Consider the following 18476-nt stretch of genomic DNA (forward strand, 5'->3'; position numbering starts at 1 on the left):
AGGACGCGCGTCAACATCTACCTCTGTGGCGGGCCGAAGGCACGCTTTTTAAATCGGGATGTTGAGTATTCCCATCACCCGCTCCATACATAAAAAGATAACGCCGAAAGGCGTTTTTTTGTTTTTGAGTGGGTGTGTGGGAGAGAAGCCAGGCAGCGTGGGTACGACCGTCCGTGCTTCCGTGAAGGAACCCGTTCAGGACGCGCGTCAGGATCTCCTTCAGAAGGCTGCGACGATGACCCAGAGCACATCCCTTTGGTTTCATCTAGTTGGCCTTAAAACAGCCTTTCTGCGCCTCTGGCCCTTTAAAGGGGGAGTGTTAATACCCCGCATATTTCATTCTAAAAAAGCCTATCAAGCTTAACTAGCAAGTAAGACACTATACAATGATAGACAGTAAAGTTCCTTCAAGTGTGTTCTATGTTGATCAATGAACGATCATTTGTAAATTAACAAGAGAGCAGAGTTAAATCAGCCGCCGTAATGAGAAAAGTCCAAACGACATTTTCCGGTAACTTGAACTCATATTTAATATTAATCGGATGATTTGTTTAATGAATTAACCTTTGAGGTAAATAGTGGATATACGATCTGCGATATGCATAAATAAACCTAATGCGGTATTTTATTAAGACTGAAAAAGGACATATTATCTATATAACTTCTGGTAAACCATATGTCAGGAATTAGGCATGACTGAATGAAAATACATATTTTACATCGTGTTTTTACGCGAAAATCTGCGCTTTATTTAATAAAAGTGCAGATTTTCGATGTGTTTTATTGTATGATGTTAAGAAAGTATGAACAAAGAGAAAGCAATACAAACGGGATAGAGACGGGAGGAGTAGCATGACTGAACTTACGGTAACCGCAAACAAAAGCAACTCAAACAACTTGCTGCGGCGTGACGTGCGATTCTTGGGGAACATACTCGGGGAAGTGCTTGTCCATCAAGGGGGCAATGAACTCTTAGATATCGTTGAGAAGATCCGTGAAACGAGCAAATCTTTACGATCTGTTTTTTTGCCTGAATTGTATGAAGAATTCAAAAAGATGGTTGAAACCCTTGAGCCGGATATTCGCCATCAGGTGATTCGTGCTTTTGCGATTTACTTCCAGCTTGTGAATATCGCCGAGCAAAATCACCGGATCCGCAGAAAACGGGACTATGAGCGCTCGGCTGGAGAAAGCGTTCAGCCTGATTCGATCGAGATGGCCATCAAGGAACTGAAAGAGCGGAACTTTACGGTCGAAGAAGTTCAGGACATTATTGAGAGCCTGTCCTTGGAACTGGTTATGACCGCCCATCCAACGGAAGCAATGCGCAGAGCGATTCTGGATATTCATAAACGGATTTCCGAAGATGTCATGCTGCTGGACAATCCGACTCTTACGTTCCGCGAGCGCGAACAGCTTCGGGAGAAGCTGCTGAACGAAGTCATTACACTGTGGCAGACGGATGAGCTGAGAGCCCGTAAGCCTACGGTACTGGATGAGGTCCGGAACGGAATGTATTACTTCCATGAGACGCTGTTCCACGTTCTGCCTGATGTCTATCAGGAATTGGAACGCTGCTTGACCAAGTATTATCCGGGACACCTCTGGCACGCTCCTACGTACCTGAAATTTGGCTCATGGATTGGCGGCGACCGTGACGGTAACCCATCGGTGACGGCTGAAATCACTTCGCAGACGCTGCGTATGCAGCGCAGGCTGGCTATTCGGGAATATCAGCGCATTTTAGTTGAATATATGCAGTACTTGAGCTTCAGCACTTCCATAGTAGAAGTTTCCAAAGAACTTCAGGATTCCATTGAACGGGACCGTGCAAATGTAACCGTTACAAAAAGGGATATTTGGAACAATGAGAAGGAACCATACCGTATCAAGCTGGTTTATATGATGGAGAAAATCGCGAACGTTCTGGACGACAGTAAAAAAGGAACTGCCGAGTCCTACGCTACGCCAGCGGAGTTCATCGAGGACCTGAGTATTATTGACCGCAGTCTTCGCTTCCATTTTGCGGACTATGTAGCAGATACTTATATCAAAAAACTGATTCGTCAGGTTGAGCTGTTTGGCTTCCATACGGCGGCGCTGGATATCCGTCAGCACAGCCAAGAGCATGAGAATGCGATGAAAGAGGTCCTGGCGAAGAGCAACATTACGCCGGACTATGCAGCGCTTTCCGAAGAGGAGAAGATTGAGCTGCTCACGAAGCTGCTGAACGAACCGAGACCGATCTCATCGGTATACCAGGACTACAGCCCAAGCACTAAAGAGTGCCTGGACGTATTCCGGGTAGTCAAGGAAGCACAGCAGGATTACGGTAAGGATTGCATTACCAGCTATCTGATCAGTATGGCTGAGGGTGCCAGTGACATTTTGGAAGTCATGGTCTTCGCCAAAGAAGTCGGGCTGTTCCGGCAAATTCCGGACGGTACCGTAGAATGTACATTGCAGGCGGTTCCGTTGTTCGAGACCATAGAGGACCTGCACGCCGCTCCGGAAATTATGGGACGGCTTTTCAAACTGCCGATCTATCGTCAGAGTATTACGGCCCGGAACGACCTTCAAGAAATTATGCTGGGTTACTCCGACAGCAATAAGGACGGCGGCGCGGTTACAGCAAACTGGGAACTGCGAGTTGCTCTGAAAGAGCTGACGGCTGTCGCCAGCGAGTTCGGCATCAAGCTGAAATTTTTCCACGGACGCGGCGGATCGTTGGGACGCGGTGGCATGCCGCTGAACCGCAGCATTTTGGCGCAGCCGGCTTCGACGATCGGCGGAGGCATCAAGATCACCGAGCAGGGTGAGGTCATTTCCTCGCGCTATTCGCTGAAGGGCATTGCTTACCGCAGTTTGGAACAGGCAACATCGGCACTGGTAACTGCAGCGATCAACGCGCGTTCGCCGGAAGAGGATGACGTGAACGAAGCCCAATGGGATGACATCGTGCGCGAGATGTCCGAGGTTTCCCGGAATAAGTACCAGGATCTGATCTTCCGTGATCCGGATTTCCTAGCGTTCTTCAAGGAATCCACGCCGCTTCCTGAAGTGGGAGAGCTGAACATCGGTTCACGTCCTTCCAAGCGGAAGAATACCGACCGTTTTGAGGATCTGCGGGCCATTCCATGGGTGTTCTCATGGACCCAAAGCCGTTACCTGCTTCCTGCGTGGTACGCCGCGGGTACGGGTCTTCAGAGCTTTTATCAGGACAAGGAAGAGAATCTGAAAGTGATGCAGGAGATGTACGAGAAGTTCTCCTTCTTCACTTCGCTGATCGATTCCCTTCAGATGGCGATCGCCAAGGCGGATATGGTCATTGCCAAGGAATATGCCGGCATGGCCCGCAACGATGAAGCACGACGCCGCATCTTTGGACTGATTGAAGAAGAGTTCAAGCTGACGTCAGAGCTGATTTTGAAAATTACAGGACAAAAAGAAATTCTGGATAATGTGCCTGTCATTCAGGAATCGATTCGCCTCCGCAACCCTTATGTGGATCCGCTCAGCTATTTGCAGGTACAGCTGCTCAGCGAGCTCCGCGGACTGCGCGAACAGGATGAGGATAATGCGGAATTGCTGCGTGAGGTTCTGCTCACGATCAACGGCATTGCCTCGGGACTCCGGAACACAGGCTGATGATACAGTTACTTCAATAAGCATCCCTGAAGCCAGAATAGGAAAGCTCAGCGCCTGAACCCCAGGTGCTGCGGCTTTCCTATTGTTCTGTTATACGGCTTGTCTTGCTTTTTAGAGAGACTTCATTTACGATTTGAATGGAAAAATAAATTGTTGTCGTACCCATCAGCAAGTCTGGGGGAATCTTGATGGAAAATATAGAAAACCGGCTGACGAAACTGGCTCTGAAAGGAGACCAGCGGGCGTTTGCCGAAATTGTGGAACTGTACAAGGACAAAATTTATCATCTGGCTTACAGGATGCTGAACAACCGCCACGAAGCGGAGGACGTCGTTCAGGAGACTTTTCTGCGCGTATATAAAAACTTGGACCGGTATGACCAGAATCAGAAATTCTCCACCTGGATTTACCGTATCGGAACCAATCTATGTATCGACCGGCTGAGGAAAAGGAAACCGACCTATTCCCTCGATGCTGAGATGAACGACCAGGAAGGTATGGACGGGTATTCAATGATTCCGAGCGATAACCGGACGCCTGAGAGCGAGACGCTGATCTCCGAAACGCAGCAGATCATTTACGAAGCGATCGAGAGCCTTCCGGCGAAGTATAAGTCGGTCATGGTCCTCCGGTATTTGCAGGATTTGTCGCTGCAGGAAATTAGCGATGTGCTGGGCATGCCCGTAACAACGATTAAAACGAGGGTGCACCGGGGACGCGAATTTCTGCGCAAAAAATTAGAGCCCAAATTGTAGCAAACGAGCTTCGGTTTTGAAACTTCTTCAGAACCTGTACGTATTACAAATGAAACTGACCTATGCCCCTGAAGCGGGAAGATTGAATACATTCATATTAATGAAAGGATTGGCTCAGAATGGATTGCAAATTAGCCGTCTCTTTAATGCATGATTATTTAGATGACGACTTGTCCAAGGAGCAGCAGTTGGAGCTTAAGACCCATATGCTGTCCTGCCCTGACTGTCGGATGCAGTTTAAAGAGCTGGAACAGACGGATATGCTGATGTACTCGCTGACGCACCATACGCCGTCTGCATCTCTTGAGCTGACTGAGCGGATCATGAGTTCTCTCCCGAAGCAGAAGAAGCAGCAGCTATGGCTTACATGGGTCAAGAGACATCCGGCCATTACAGCCGCGGCTATATTTGTCTTGGTGATGCTGTTTAGTACTGTGAGCTTCTGGGATCAGGATACCCAACTAGTGGTTAAAGGCAGTGATCTGGATCAGGTTGTCATTGAAGGGAACACGGTCATCGTGCCTGAAGGCAAGAGTATTGCGGGCAATTTGACGGTGGAAAATGGAAAGACTCAGATCTATGGTGACGTCGAGGGCAATTTGACGGTCATTGATGGATCGCTGTACCAAGCCTCAACCGCCCATATTTCGGGTCAGGTGAAGAGCATTGATCAGGCGATGGACTGGATATGGTATAAAATCACAAACATGTTCTCTGATGTCGCCTATCGTTAGTAAATCTTGATATTTGTGGATATTGGCGCCTCTTTGGGACAAAGCAGGCGTCTTTTTTGTTGGCAATATTTATAAATGGTTCCAATTTGAAACCGCGGCCGCTTGCAACCTGAGGGTGTACGTTATAACCTAGGTAATATAGGGGAAATTAAATGACATAGAGACCCATCATCATGAAGGGGAGTATGGGGGCCTAAGTATGAGTTATTTTGCGGACTTAACATGGAAAGAGTCCATTAAAGATATCATTGACATCGCCATCGTTACATATATCATTTATCAGGTCATTTTGCTTGTCAGGGGGACCCGGGCTGTTCAGCTGTTGAAAGGGATATTGGTCCTGGTCATCATCTGGGCGCTCAGTACATGGTTTGATCTGTACACCCTCAAATGGCTCATGAATCAGATATTTAACTTTGGCATTTTGGCGATCTTTATTATCTTCCAGCCTGAGCTTCGGCGGGCGCTGGAGCAGTTGGGACGGGGCAAGATGTTTGGCCGCTCATCGGCGGAGGATGAACAGCTCAATAAGCTGATCGGTGAAGTCATTAAGGCCGTGAACTATTTGGCTCGAAGAAAGATCGGAGCGTTAATCGTATTTGAACGAGAAACAGGTCTCAATGAATATACGGAGTCCGGGATTCCCATGCAGTCCATGGTGAGCTCCCAGCTGCTCATTAACATTTTTATACCGAATACACCTCTCCACGACGGGGCCGTGATCATTCAGAACCAGCAGATCGCCGCTGCCGCCTGCTATTTACCACTGTCCGAGAATCCTTTTATCAGCAAGGAGCTGGGCACACGGCACCGGGCGGCAATCGGAATCAGTGAAGTAGGGGATGCGGTGTCCATCGTCGTATCGGAGGAAACCGGACAAATATCGCTGGCCATTAACGGTCAGGTCGTTCGTGATATTAAAGAAGAATCCTTAATATCGAAACTGTATGAAGAGCTTCGTCCAAATTCCTCTGCGAAAGAAAAACGCCCTGTTTTCTGGAAGCGGAAGGGAAATGATAATCATGAATAAGTGGATCAATAACAACAATATTTCGAAAGTGCTGGCGCTTGCCGTAAGTATTTTGCTCTGGAGCATGGTTCATTTGAACGATGTAACGCCTACGCCTACCGCTAAAATTGATTCACGGATCATTGATAATGTGAAGGTACAGGCTTTTGGACTGGATGAGAAGAAGTACATCCTGAGCGCCATGGACACGGATCAGGTCCAGCTCGAAGTCAAAGGAAAAAAGTCGGACCTGCTCTCGATGTACTCGGAAGATTATAAAGTGAGGCTGGACCTGAGCAAAGCCATAGTAGGAACCAGCACGCTGCCGCTGAGCGTAGACGTCCCTTCGGGGATTGAGGTGGTCAACGTTCAGCCGCCAACCGTAACCGTCAATATTGAAAAAAGGGACACATCGTCCTTCCCGGTATCGATCGTGACGAGCGGGGAGCCGGCAGCCGGTTATCAGATGGGGAGCATTACCATGGAACCGGCTACGGTGTCGGTTACGCTGCCTGAAAGCGACCTGAAAAGGGTCGATAAGATTCAAGGATCGGTATCCATTGATGGCGAAGACGCAACGATTAAGGAAAAGCGGGTGAAGCTCACCGCGTTGGACAAGCAGGGGAAGGAGATTGAGGGGGCGGTGATTGAACCGTCAACCATCTCCGTGGTCGTACCGATCACGCCGCCGTACAAAGAAGTGCCGATCGAACTGCACTATTCCGGCCAACTGCCTGACGGCCTCGTGATTTCTAAGGCTCAGCCAAGCATAACCACTGTGAAGCTGTACGGTTCTCAAGATGCGCTTGCGGGAATAAAGTCCTATAATGACGTCGATGTGGATTTGGGGCAGATCAAGGAAGCGGGAACAATGGTACTTCCTGTGGACTTGACGCCGCCGCAGGGTTTTGAGAAAATCGAGCCGAGCTCTATGGAGGTTGAAATCACCACGGTGTCCAACTCCCAGCGGGTGATTGACGACATTCCGATTACGATCAGCGGAGCCGGCTCAGACGTGCAGGCCGCGATCAAGAGCCCGGCAAGCGGCACCATGTCGCTTAAGCTGAGCGGCGCCCCTGGACTGCTGAACAGTCTGACAAAGGATGACATTCAGCTCATCGCTAGCGTTGGTAACCTGAAGCCCGGTACGCATCAGGTAAACCTGCAGGTGGTGCTCCCACGTTATGTATCGCGGGTGGATCAGGGAAATGCGCTGACAGCGACCATAGAGATCAAGGATAATGCTGCAGCAACGTCGACCCAGCCGGAGTCAAAGCCCGAGGATAACAACAAGGGAACGACAGACAACAGCAATAAAGGAACAGGCGGCAATTCAGGGTCCGAGACGGATTCGACGAACGTGGATGAAACAGACAACAATGGAACGGCGGGTGACACCACGCCGCCGGAAGGGCAGGAGCCACAGACAGATACCGGCTCACCCTGATATGAACGAACACATATAGTAACTAGAGATGCACTCAAAAAGGAGATCAATTATGGGGAAATATTTTGGAACTGATGGAGTACGCGGTGTTGCCAATAAGGAACTGACGGCCGAAATGGCTTACAGCATTGGACGCTGCGGCGGTTATGTGTTGACCGGGGACGTGGAGAAACCTACGGTTGTCATTGGTATGGATACCCGGATTTCGGGAGTTATGCTGGAATCGGCACTGGTTGCGGGTCTGCTGTCCATCGGGGCGCATGTTATCCGTGTAGGTGTTGTATCTACGCCAGCGGTGGCGTATATTACACGGTTGTTAAAGGCGGACGCCGGCGTTATGATTTCGGCTTCCCACAATCCGGTCGAAGATAACGGCATTAAGTTCTTCGGCGGGGATGGCTTCAAGCTGTCCGACGAGACCGAACTGAAAATCGAAGAGCTGATGGATGCGGCTGAAGATACGCTTCCGCGTCCGATTGGCAAGGATCTGGGCAATGTTATTGTCGATAATGAATCGAAATATAAATATTTGGAGTATTTGAAAACGACGATTTCCCACAGCTTCGACGGGCTGAAGATCGTACTCGACTGCGCCAACGGCGCGGCTTACGAGCTGGCTCCTAAGCTGTTTGAGGAGCTCGGGGCAGAGGTGGTCACGATCGGCACCGAGCCGAACGGGTTGAACATCAACGACCACTGCGGATCCACCCACCCGGAAAAGCTGAGAGAAGAAGTGCTGAAGGCCAAAGCCGACCTGGGACTTGCCTTCGATGGCGACGCGGACCGTCTGATCGCGATTGACGATCAGGGCGAGGAAGTCGACGGCGACTTTATCCTCTGCATTTGCGGTGACGCCATGAACAAGCAGGGTAAGCTGAACAACGGCACGATCGTATCGACCGTTATGAGCAACATCGGTTTTTATAAGGCGACTGAGAAGCTGGCGCTGAAAACGGCCAAAACGGCTGTCGGCGACCGTTATGTTATGGAGGAAATGCGTAAAGGCGGCTATAACCTGGGCGGAGAGCAGTCCGGACATGTTATTTTCCTGGACTACAATACGACCGGTGACGGCATTCTGACTGCGATCCAGCTGGTGGATACGATCCAGGCCGCGGGCAAAAAGCTGAGCGAGCTGAGAACGATGATGCGCAAGTACCCTCAGGTGCTGGTGAACGTGCGGGTAGAGGACAAGAGCAAGTTTGAAGGCAACGCAGCCATTAAGGATGCTATTCAAGCCGTTGAGGGAATCCTTGGGGATAACGGCCGGGTACTGGTTCGTCCTTCAGGCACGGAATCGCTGATCCGCGTCATGGCTGAAGGCCCTAATAAGGAGGACCTGGATCAGTACGTCTCTCAAATCGCTGATGTCGTGAAACGGGAGCTCGTATAACAGGTAAATGTTGGTTTTTCCTATAAAATAAAGCATAAATGCCATAGGCCGGTGAGACTAGAAGTGCTGTTTCATCGGCTTTTTTACAGGGTATATAACGGGGACTCCGATTTGGGGCTATCAGCCTGATTGCAAAACGGAGATGACATGAATATAATTAGTAAATGTCATTACGATACAGAAAGCGAGGGTCGTGAGGTTAGCAACAATAGCGCCAGAACTTGAGCTTGCGCGGGGAAGAATCTGAAGGAGCACGACGCTTCGGATTCACGGCAGCATCAAGTTGACGAGGTGGAGGTGTTCGAAATGTTCGGCGGGGACCTCCCGGTGATACACCACAGCCGTAAACTCGAAACGGAAAATGAACGGGCGACCGTTCACACAACGTTTCCAGTGGGTGTTAGAAAATAGTGATCATTTTTCATGAGTGTGCGGGCAAGCGCATAAGAGATGCGGCGATGCTGGGATGTACATTCGTGAATGCACCTTGTATAACTGAATACAATGTTCGTTTTCCTGTACATTCTGGCACCATGCTGCACCATTATGCTCCCGTACTCTTCTAAAACCCAATTCGAAGAAGTGAACGGAGGATATTAACTATGTGTGGTATTGTCGGATATATTGGTAAAAAGGATACGCAAGCGGTATTGATCGAGGGTCTGAAGAAGTTGGAGTACCGCGGGTACGATTCTGCAGGTATTGCCGTCTTCACCAACCAGGGATTGCAAATCGCCAAGGCTCAAGGCCGTTTGGCTAACCTGGAGTCCAAGCTGGAAGGAACGCCGCTGGTCGGAAGTGCCGGCATCGGGCATACGCGTTGGGCGACGCATGGCAAGCCATCGGACGTGAATTCTCATCCGCATACGGACAACAGCCATAAATTTTCGGTCGTGCATAACGGCATTGTCGAAAATTATCTGGAGCTGAAGGATGAGCTGGTCAGCCAGGGACATCATTTCGTGTCGGAAACCGATACGGAGGTTATTTCCCACCTGATTGCCCGTGAATACGACGGCGATATCGTCAAAGCGGTTCAGAAGGCCACCGGTTATATGCGCGGCGCCTTTGCCCTCGGGGTATTGACCGAGTACGAACCGGATAAGCTTGTGGCTGTGCGTCAAGCGAGCCCGTTGATTATCGGGATTGGTGAAGGAGAGAACTTCATCGGATCGGATATTCCGGCAATTCTTCAATATACGCGTAAAGTATATATTTTGAATGACGGTGAGATGGCCGTATTGACGCAGGATTCTGTCGAATTGATGACCATTGAGGGGAATTTTATTTCTCGGGAAATGATTCATGTCGACTGGGATGCAGTGACGGCGGAAAAAGGCGGCTTTGAGCATTTCATGCTGAAAGAGATCCATGAACAGCCAAAAGCTTATCGTGACACGATGCGTGGACGGATTGACGAGTCGGGTAAAAAGGTAGTTCTGCCGGAGCTGAAGCTGACGGCCGATCAGATCACAAATATCCGCAACATCCAAATCATAGCCTGCGGTACAGCATACCATGCAGGTCTCGTGGGACGCAGCGCGATTGAATCGCTGGTACGCATTCCGGTAGAGACGGACGTAGCGTCGGAATACCGTTACCGTTCTCCAATCGTAACGCCGGAAACGCTGGTCATTGTCGTCAGCCAATCTGGTGAAACGGCGGATACGCTCGCTGCGATGCGTGAAGCCAAGGCGAACGGCGCACACGTATTGGCCATCACCAATGTGGTGGGCAGCTCGATCGCCCGTGACGCCGACGACGTCATCGTGACGCTGGCCGGACCGGAAATCGCCGTAGCTTCCACCAAGGCGTATACGTCGCAGCTGATCGCGTTCTATCTGCTGGGGCTGTATCTCGCCGAGGTTCGCGGCACGCAGACGCCGGAAGCGGTGGCTCAGATCGTAGCCGCTATGCAGGCTCTGCCGGAGCAAGTGGAAAGCATGCTGGCCAAGCCGGATGCCATTAAAGCCTATGCAGAGCATATTTCAAAGCATGAGCACTTATTCTTTATCGGTCGCGGACTGGACTACGCGGTAGCACAGGAAGGTTCGCTGAAATTGAAAGAAATCTCTTATATTCACTCTGAAGCGTACGCAGCGGGTGAACTGAAGCACGGTACGCTGGCGCTGATCGAGGAAGGCATTCCGGTTATTGCCTTGGCCACCCAGGAAGCCGTTCTGGAGAAAACGGTCAGCAACATCAAGGAAGTGAGCGCACGCGGCGCGGACATCATGGCGATTACCCATGAAGAAAATGTCGCAGGTCTGCTGAAGTCGGTAGACCAGGCGTTTGCGATTCCGAAGACGCTGCCGCTGCTGACGCCGGCCCTGTCGGTTGTGCCGCTGCAGCTGCTGTCCTACTACGCATCGCTCGCCAGAGGTAACGACGTCGATAAGCCGCGGAATTTGGCGAAAAGCGTAACGGTGGAGTAAGGGTAGAAAAGGCAACAATACGACGACGATCGATATGAATTGATTACAGCGAAAGGCTTCGTCCTCAAAATGTGGGACGAAGCCTTTCGTTTTTTTAATAGCGGGATAGCTCGTTGTAATGATGGTTGAGATTTTGCTCTAACTCCTAAAGGTGCCAGAGCATGCGACCGAAAGGGGACACTTTGGATGTAGCCTTTGTATCGTGGTCAACGAGGGTACTAACGGCTACTACCCTGAATGCGTTACATAAACCGTTGAATATAGCTGGATTTTTAGGTGTGCAATCGGAAGTACTTTTTTAAACACTATGGTGGAGCTGAGAAACCGTAGAGATCCATGATTGCAAGGAATCAAGTTAAAGGATATGATCTGTAAACGAAGAAATACATAATAAGCTGATCATTGGGATGACAAGAGGAGGAGGCATGCATTTTGAATAAGAAGGATGATAAAAGGGTTCATTTCTACCATATTACATTATCAAACGGTGAACTGCTTGAAAACATTAGAATTGAAGGCTCGCTGGAATGGAACCTTTCAGGCATCGCCGCACATCTGGTTGCAGTGGAAGATCCTGACGGAAGAAAAATTGTATTGAGCAAATACCATATTGTCAAAGCAGAACTGATAAAGGTCGAAGATTGACAAAACTGATAAGTGTTATCTATAAACGGCTCGTTAGTGGTTTACCCATAGATGAAATTCTATCAATCAAAAAATCAGTAAAAGAAACCAAGAGCAGGAATCTGCCCTTGGTTTCTTTTATCCAGCGGACGGAGCTACTTAATATTTATCTGTTCACTACCGGCGAGCGTTTACGAAGGCCGAGGGCGGTGATACCAATTCCGAGAAGGGAAGCGGCAATCGGAACCATCATCGCCGTGCGGTAGCCGTCGAGCAGCGCATGCGGTGATTTGTCGAAACCTGTAGCGCTGATCTGTACAGCGGTTACGACTGCCAAACCGAGTGCGGCGCCAAACTGGAAGGAGGTATTCAATAAACCGCTGGCGAGCCCCTGCTCTTCTTCCGCTATGCCGTCCGTGGCGGCGATGGTTAAAGGTCCGTAAGTCAGCGAAAAGGCGAGGCCCGTCAGGATCATCGTCGGGAACATCGCTGCATAGGTCCAATCCAAACCGATGGGAAGGAATAGGGCGTAAGCTACAGCGGCAAGGCAGAACCCGCCGAAAATCACCGGGATATTGCCGAAACGGTTTACCAGCTTGGGGGTCAGGGTAGGTGCGAGTATGGAATCGACACCGACGGCGAGCAGGGCAAGACCCGTTTCCAGAGATGACCAGCCTCGCAGTTCTTGGAGATAGAGCACTGTCACGAATTGGAACCCGAAAAAAGAGCCGGCAAACAACATGGCACCCAGGTTTGCCCGTACGAGTGAGCTGGCAGAAAATATGCCAAGGCGTACCAAGGGGGCAGCCGAGTGTCGTTCAATGGTTGCGAAGAGACCAAAAAGCAGGGCACTGCAGGCTAGTATTCCGGGGTCCAGCTCCAGTCCAGGTTGGAGGATTCCACGACACCGTAAACCAGAAGCAGCATAGCCGCCGTGACGCTGGTTGCACCGGCCAGATCGAAGCCTTTGGAGGAGGCCTCCGGCCGACCGGAGGCCGGTATGAGGCGAATGGCGGCTAGAAGAATCACGAATGCCAGCAGGACGGGACCAAAGAAAACCCACCGCCAGCTGATCTCGCTTAAGATGCCTCCAACCACAAGACCCAGTGAAAACCCGGCAGCCGCTGTCCCGGCATATACAAGCAAGGCCTTGTTACGTGCAGCACCTTCCGCAAAGCTTGTCGTAATAATGGATAAGCCGGCCGGAGTCATGAACGCTGCACTAATGCCTGTAACGAACCGGGCGGTGATCAACATCCAGCCTTCGGTCGATAATCCTCCTAGCCCGGAGAAAGCAAAGAAAACTGCGAGCCATACCAGAAACATTCTTCTTCGCCCGAACAGGTCGGCTGCCTGGCCTCCCAGCAGCATGAAGCCGCCATACCCCAGGACATAGGCGCTGACTACCCATTGCAGCGAACCGGTCGACATGCCCAGTTCAGCACGGATCGAGGGTAGAGCCACGCCCATCATCGACACGTCGATCCCCTCCAGAAAAATAGCACCGCACAAAACGAACAATAAGCCCCAGGGAAGCTTGCCGGAACTTTGAAACATTTGACCATTTACCTTCATTTGATATGTCCTCCTCCTCATGAATAATCATTCCAAACAGAACCAGTGGATAGGGTCTGCTGATTTCTTATTGGCACAAGGAGATTATGTATCATATAATCGAGGAACAGAAGTACGCACTTTTTTGTGTCATTTTTACCAAAAGGTAATATAGGAACCCAAAAGTACCTATTTTGAGCGGGGGAAAAATGCCATGAAAACGAGTATGCCGCAAACTTTTAATATACCTATAGAAGCGACCCTGGAAGTCATCGGGGGGAAATGGAAAACGCTCATTTTATGCCATTTAACCTATGGAGCGAAACGAACGAGCGAGCTAAAAAAATTGACCCCGGGCATCACGCAAAAAATGCTGACCCAGCAGCTTAGAGAGCTGGAGGAGGATGGGGTGATCATCAGGACGGTATACAACCAGGTCCCGCCGAAAGTTGTGTACGAATTGAGCGAGCTGGGCCAGTCACTTCGGCCGGTCATCGATGTGATGTGCGAATGGGGAGAGCGGTACATTCAGGGATCGACCGAGAAGCAGGCAAGCTCGAACATATGACGTAAGCCGTGGAGAAACTAAAAAAGAGCTCAGCAGCCAAGCTGAACTCTTTTTTTATTCCCATTTTATGATTTGCGGATTTTAAGAATCCGTCCGATAGGTAACTTAGTATTGATAAAAATACAAAATAATGGCGGCGACCACAAGCACGCAGAAAAGGGTGAAGAACGTAATTTTCCATCCGCTGCGCGGGACCTTGCCGCTGATGCTGCCCGTCTCCCCGTTGACCATATACCGATAAGTCTTCTCCTTGTACGTGTAAGAAGCGTTCCAAAGCGGCAGCAGGATATGCTTGTAGGTCCGCTCGGAATATCGGGTATCGATGCTGAGGTTGCGCAGTTCGTCCCCGCCGATTTGCCGGCGTATCGAATCTTCCAGGCTGTCGTCTATCCGCGATACGGCGTCACTCCAACCCTCACGCAGGGGCACGGTATACCTTTCCGCCACAAAGCCGCTTAAATATTCAGGCTTGTATGGTCGAAGGTCCTCCAGGCTGAAATCGTCAAATTGCTCCATGAGGCGGGTGTCGTGTTGTTTGGAAGCAGGAACAAGCACATCGTTGAAAAACCGATCATAAGAGCCGGAAGTCCAGTGCCACACGGTGTAGCGGACCTGTTCCTCGTACGTCTCTGTTTTCCCGTCAACAGTCCGGGTACGCGTCTCCGTGCGATAATGATAGGTTCCCACCTCTGCCGAATAGTCGGAATCGGTCTGGGCATCAAAGGTCCAGAAGGGGACATAAATGCCGGAAACATTCGAGCGGGTTTGCTGCTTTTTGAAGGCATTTGGCACGAACCATTTTTTCTTCTTCCACTTCAGGAACAGGGCGCTCGCCTCATCCTTCGAGATGTGAAAGGGGATGATGGATTCGGGCCTTATGCTGTCCGGATCCCCTTGAGGCAGGACCTTGGGGGATCCGCAAAATGCACATAGAGCCGCCGTCTGCGCGGCAGGCAGGAGCATCTGGGCCCCGCAGTTTTCGCATTGCACGGCCTGCTGCTCGGTCCCCCAGTCTTTCAAAGCCTTATCTTCTTCATCCGCGAAATCCAGCTCGAATTCAATGGGCTCGAACGGGTAACGGGGCTGTTCAATGGGAGCCAGGCTTCCGCAATAAGTGCATTTCATCTGCTGGGTTTCGGTATCAAAAATCATTTGCGCCCCGCAGCCCGAGCAGGGGAAGCGGATCGGTGCTTCGACGGACATAAGCGCTCTCCTCTACACTTTATTGCCGCAGCTCGGACAGAATTTCATCGTGCTGCTCAAGCTGCCCCCACACTCCGCGCAAAATTTTTTCTCCGGCCGCGGCGTACCGCATTCCGGGCAAAACTTCTCGGTGGCTTTGAGTCCTTGGCCGCATTGGGCGCAGGGCTCGGTATCAACGGCTGGCGGATTGGAAGGCGCGGCAGATGGCGTTTCCGCAGCACCTGCCGAAGGCTTCATGGCTTGATTGAACATTTGTCCCATGGCCATGCCCGCCCCGAGGCTTGCCCCGGCGCCTGCCAGCCCGCTGTCGGGATTGTTGGCTGCATCGCGAAGCGATTCGGCGGCCTGAAACTTCATGTACTGATCGAGATTGCCGGCAATATTCATGGATGATTTGCGGTCGATCATTTTTTCGACTTCTTCCGGAAGTGAAATGTTTTCAATAAAAAATCCGGACAGGGACAGACCCATGGCGTTGAAAATCGGCTCCAGCTTGGTTCGGAGCGCGGAGCTCAGCTCGTCGTACTGCAGCGCGAGATCCATGATCGGAATTTTGGCCTCGCCAATCAGGTCGCTCACACCGGACACGATCACCGACTTGAGATAACCGCCGATTTGGTCCGAACCGAATGAGGACTGCGTCCCGAAAATTTCCTTAAGAAACAATGCCGGATCTTGTACACGGAACGCGTAGCTGCCGAATCCCCGTATCCGGATGGCTCCGAATTCGGGATCCCGCATCATGATGGGATTGGTCGTTCCCCATTTCTGGTCTGTGAAAGTACGCGTGTTTACAAAATACACATCAGCCTTAAACGGCGAATTGAATGCATATTTCCATGACTTTAACGCCGTCAGAACCGGCATGTTCTGCGTGCTTAAGGTATACGTGCCAGGGCCGAACACATCGGCGATCTGGCCCTCGTTCAGAAAAATCGCGGCCTGCGATTCCCGTACCGTCAGCCTCGCGCCCATCTTAATCGCTTTATCGTATACCGGAAACTGATGTACGATTTCATTGGTGTTGTCCGTCCATTCAATAACCTCGATAAATTGGCCTTTAATAAAAGAAAACAAACCCATCGTTCAACCTCCATCTTCATTCCATATAGAAGGAACATACAATTATTTTCTATTATACGTGAATCCGGTTTCTCCGTCTCAACGAATCGATGAGGTTTCATCACCATGCGCCACCAAAGGACAAAATCCGCCGGAGAGGGGGAAGTTGTACTTTCTTATCCCTGAAAAAAAGACGACCCGTCATGGCTTCAGCCATACAGGTCGTCTTTAGGTTCGCACCCGGAAGAACCGGATATGTGACTATTCGAGATACATTCGCTTCAGCTTCGCTTGTTCGTCTTTGCTCAGCCCCAGGCCTTTTTCCAGGAAGCCTTGGATCGAGCCGTATTTTTTGGCCATTTCGTCAAAAGCGGCGTTGATATATTCCGGGCGGACGTCCATTAACGCTGTGATGACTTCAATCGCATTTTCGTCCGTCAGGTTAAACTGCTTCACCATGGCGTCCACAGCCGCCTTGTTGTATGCTTCGCGGTACTTGTTGCTGAGCAGGAAGTCCTGTACCACAGTTTCTTTCGGTACGCCGAGTGCCAGCAGCATCAATGCCGATCCGAGGCCGGTGCGGTCTTTACCTGCGGTGCAGTGCTGTACAAGCGCGGCGGATGCCGGATCCAGCATCATGTCGAACAATTTCACGTAAGCCGAAGGGGAGTCGACCATGTCGCGGTTGGCGGCGATCAGTACGTCGCCGGGCTTGCCCATTTTGTCGAATTCCCCGCTCGCCATAAAGCTCATGATGTCGGTGCCGCTTCCGGATTGGCCAAAGATCGGGTTGCGGACATAGGCCGCGCCAGGAATCACCGGATCGGGCTTGGACTTCACTTCATCGTCCGTGCGGTAGTCCACGATAGTTTTCAGGCCGCTCTTCTGCAAATAAGCAATGTCGCTTGCCGTCAGCCCGGCCAGCTCGTCCGAGCGGAACAGCTTGCCCCATTTAACCGTTTTGCCGTCCGTAGTCTTGTAGCCGCCGAGATCGCGGAAGTTGGTGGCGCCTTGGAGCGGCAGCAGGCGCTCGGCGGTTTGGATGACGGCGCCGCTCGCCGCCTTCACTTTAAAGTAAACGCGGCTGCCCGGATTCGGATCCTTCGTTCGCAGGCCGCCAAACGATGCGTAGGTCCGGGCAAGCTCTTTCCAGCCGCTGTCCGGATCTGGGCTCCAGTAAACTTTAACCGGACCCAAATTGGCGGTGGTCTGCCAGCGCAGTGTCAGCGTATCGTCTTTGGCCCGTTCCACAGTAGCCCCGCTAAAGCCGCTCTGTTTGGCCTTGGCTTGAATGCCGGACACGGGTGCTTTGCCCGCAGGTGCAGCGGCGCTGGCCATGGCCGCCGACAGCGGCGTGGCCGAAAGCAGCAGGGCCGTCCCCAGCATAATCGTTTTTTTCATCATGGTGATTGTTCTCCCCTCTGGTCTTGAAAAATACATGTTGTATGCATGTTGTTCTTTTTATTTTGGGGGAGAAGTGTTGGAGACATGTTATCCGAGCATCAATGGAAGGTAAAATCGTGTCCGTAATACATAAATCCCGATGAAGGCGTCAGACCCGGTGATCGAAGTAAGTTCTCTTCGCGGATGCCGCCTGAAGAATATAGGAAATTCGGCATGCGGGCAGGGGGTTCCCGATCGGTGTCGAATAATTAATTTGGAAGTAAAAGGAACAGGGGGATGGAAGTCATGAAGGTAAAGCGGATCGTCACGAACATTTATGCTGAGGATCTTGCGGCCGCCCGGGCTTTTTACGAGGACGTACTCGGTTTGGAGAAATGGATGGACCACGGATGGATCGCCACATACGGGACCGATACCCGAATGGATGTTCAGGTCAGCGTGGCATCGGAAGGGGGCTCGGGTACCCCGGTGCCGGATCTGTCCATCGAAGTGGACGACGTTGACGAAGCCCTGGACCGCATGGTGCAGGCGGGCTTTCGGATCGAATACGGACCGGCGGATGAACCGTGGGGTGTGCGCCGCTTCTATGTAAGAGACCCTTTTGGTAAACTAGTCAATATCCTGGCTCACGCCTAACCGT

At 51.0% G+C, this 18476-nt stretch carries 15 protein-coding genes; 10 read left to right on the forward strand and 5 right to left on the reverse strand.

The genetic code is table 11. From position 1 onward, the window contains the following. The first annotated feature begins 852 nt into the window (after window positions 1-852). From ppc to FHS19_RS32265, 8 genes are all read left to right on the forward strand, one after another. Entirely contained in the window at window positions 853-3648 is a 2796-nt protein-coding gene (ppc, locus tag FHS19_RS32230; RefSeq protein WP_183587271.1) for a phosphoenolpyruvate carboxylase, read from the forward strand. 188 nt (window positions 3649-3836) lie between these two features. Continuing rightward, window positions 3837-4403, forward strand: coding sequence for an RNA polymerase sigma factor SigW (sigW, locus tag FHS19_RS32235; protein WP_076176256.1), 567 nt, complete (start codon window positions 3837-3839; stop codon window positions 4401-4403). Window positions 4404-4522: 119 nt separating this feature from the next. After that, on the forward strand, window positions 4523-5137 hold the full coding sequence (locus FHS19_RS32240; protein WP_183587273.1) for a zf-HC2 domain-containing protein: 615 nt from the start codon (window positions 4523-4525) through the stop codon (window positions 5135-5137). A 199-nt stretch (window positions 5138-5336) separates the two neighbouring features. Further along, a complete protein-coding gene (gene cdaA / locus FHS19_RS32245) occupies window positions 5337-6167 on the forward strand; it encodes a diadenylate cyclase CdaA (protein WP_183587275.1) in 831 nt (276 codons plus the stop codon). Continuing rightward, the gene (locus FHS19_RS32250) at window positions 6160-7593 is read left to right on the forward strand and encodes a CdaR family protein (RefSeq protein WP_183587277.1); all 1434 of its coding nucleotides are present in this window, start codon (window positions 6160-6162) and stop codon (window positions 7591-7593) included. The genes cdaA and FHS19_RS32250 overlap by 8 nt, the downstream gene beginning before the upstream one ends. A 52-nt stretch (window positions 7594-7645) precedes the next feature. Next, window positions 7646-8986, forward strand: a complete 1341-nt coding sequence (gene glmM / locus FHS19_RS32255) for a phosphoglucosamine mutase (protein WP_183587279.1) — start codon at window positions 7646-7648, stop codon at window positions 8984-8986. Between the two features lie 602 nt (window positions 8987-9588). Next, window positions 9589-11421, forward strand: coding sequence for a glutamine--fructose-6-phosphate transaminase (isomerizing) (gene glmS, locus FHS19_RS32260; protein ID WP_183587281.1), 1833 nt, complete (start codon window positions 9589-9591; stop codon window positions 11419-11421). A gap of 432 nt (window positions 11422-11853) precedes the next feature. Beyond that, the gene (locus tag FHS19_RS32265; protein WP_183587283.1) at window positions 11854-12066 is read left to right on the forward strand and encodes a hypothetical protein; all 213 of its coding nucleotides are present in this window, start codon (window positions 11854-11856) and stop codon (window positions 12064-12066) included. Window positions 12067-12211: 145 nt separating this feature from the next. On the opposite strand, the gene FHS19_RS34670 is transcribed toward FHS19_RS32265, so the two are convergent. Together FHS19_RS34670 and FHS19_RS34675 are read right to left on the reverse strand one after the other, a co-directional pair. Next, entirely contained in the window at window positions 12212-12787 is a 576-nt protein-coding gene (locus tag FHS19_RS34670; protein WP_204797585.1) for an MFS transporter, read from the reverse strand. A gap of 116 nt (window positions 12788-12903) precedes the next feature. Further along, window positions 12904-13620 (reverse strand): MFS transporter, encoded by a 717-nt coding sequence (locus FHS19_RS34675; protein WP_204797583.1) that lies wholly within the window; start codon window positions 13618-13620, stop codon window positions 12904-12906. 193 nt (window positions 13621-13813) lie between these two features. On the opposite strand from FHS19_RS34675, the gene FHS19_RS32275 reads away from it, so the two are divergent. Next, a complete protein-coding gene (locus FHS19_RS32275; protein ID WP_183587285.1) occupies window positions 13814-14167 on the forward strand; it encodes a winged helix-turn-helix transcriptional regulator in 354 nt (117 codons plus the stop codon). Window positions 14168-14272: 105 nt separating this feature from the next. On the opposite strand, the gene FHS19_RS32280 is transcribed toward FHS19_RS32275, so the two are convergent. From FHS19_RS32280 to FHS19_RS32290, 3 genes are all read right to left on the reverse strand, one after another. Next, window positions 14273-15370, reverse strand: a complete 1098-nt coding sequence (locus FHS19_RS32280; protein WP_183587287.1) for a TFIIB-type zinc ribbon-containing protein — start codon at window positions 15368-15370, stop codon at window positions 14273-14275. Window positions 15371-15382: 12 nt separating this feature from the next. Then, complete coding sequence (locus FHS19_RS32285) at window positions 15383-16453, reverse strand: SPFH domain-containing protein (RefSeq protein ID WP_183587288.1); 1071 nt, start codon at window positions 16451-16453, stop codon at window positions 15383-15385. 240 nt (window positions 16454-16693) lie between these two features. Next, complete coding sequence (locus FHS19_RS32290) at window positions 16694-17836, reverse strand: tyrosine-protein phosphatase (RefSeq protein ID WP_246426948.1); 1143 nt, start codon at window positions 17834-17836, stop codon at window positions 16694-16696. Between the two features lie 285 nt (window positions 17837-18121). Here FHS19_RS32290 and FHS19_RS32295 point away from each other — a divergent pair, with 285 nt between their 5' ends. Then, entirely contained in the window at window positions 18122-18472 is a 351-nt protein-coding gene (locus FHS19_RS32295; RefSeq protein WP_183587290.1) for a VOC family protein, read from the forward strand. Window positions 18473-18476 lie beyond the last annotated feature (4 nt).

Origin of the sequence: Paenibacillus rhizosphaerae, assembly GCF_014192015.1 — a bacterium.
GTDB lineage: Bacteria > Bacillota > Bacilli > Paenibacillales > Paenibacillaceae > Paenibacillus_AQ > Paenibacillus_AQ rhizosphaerae.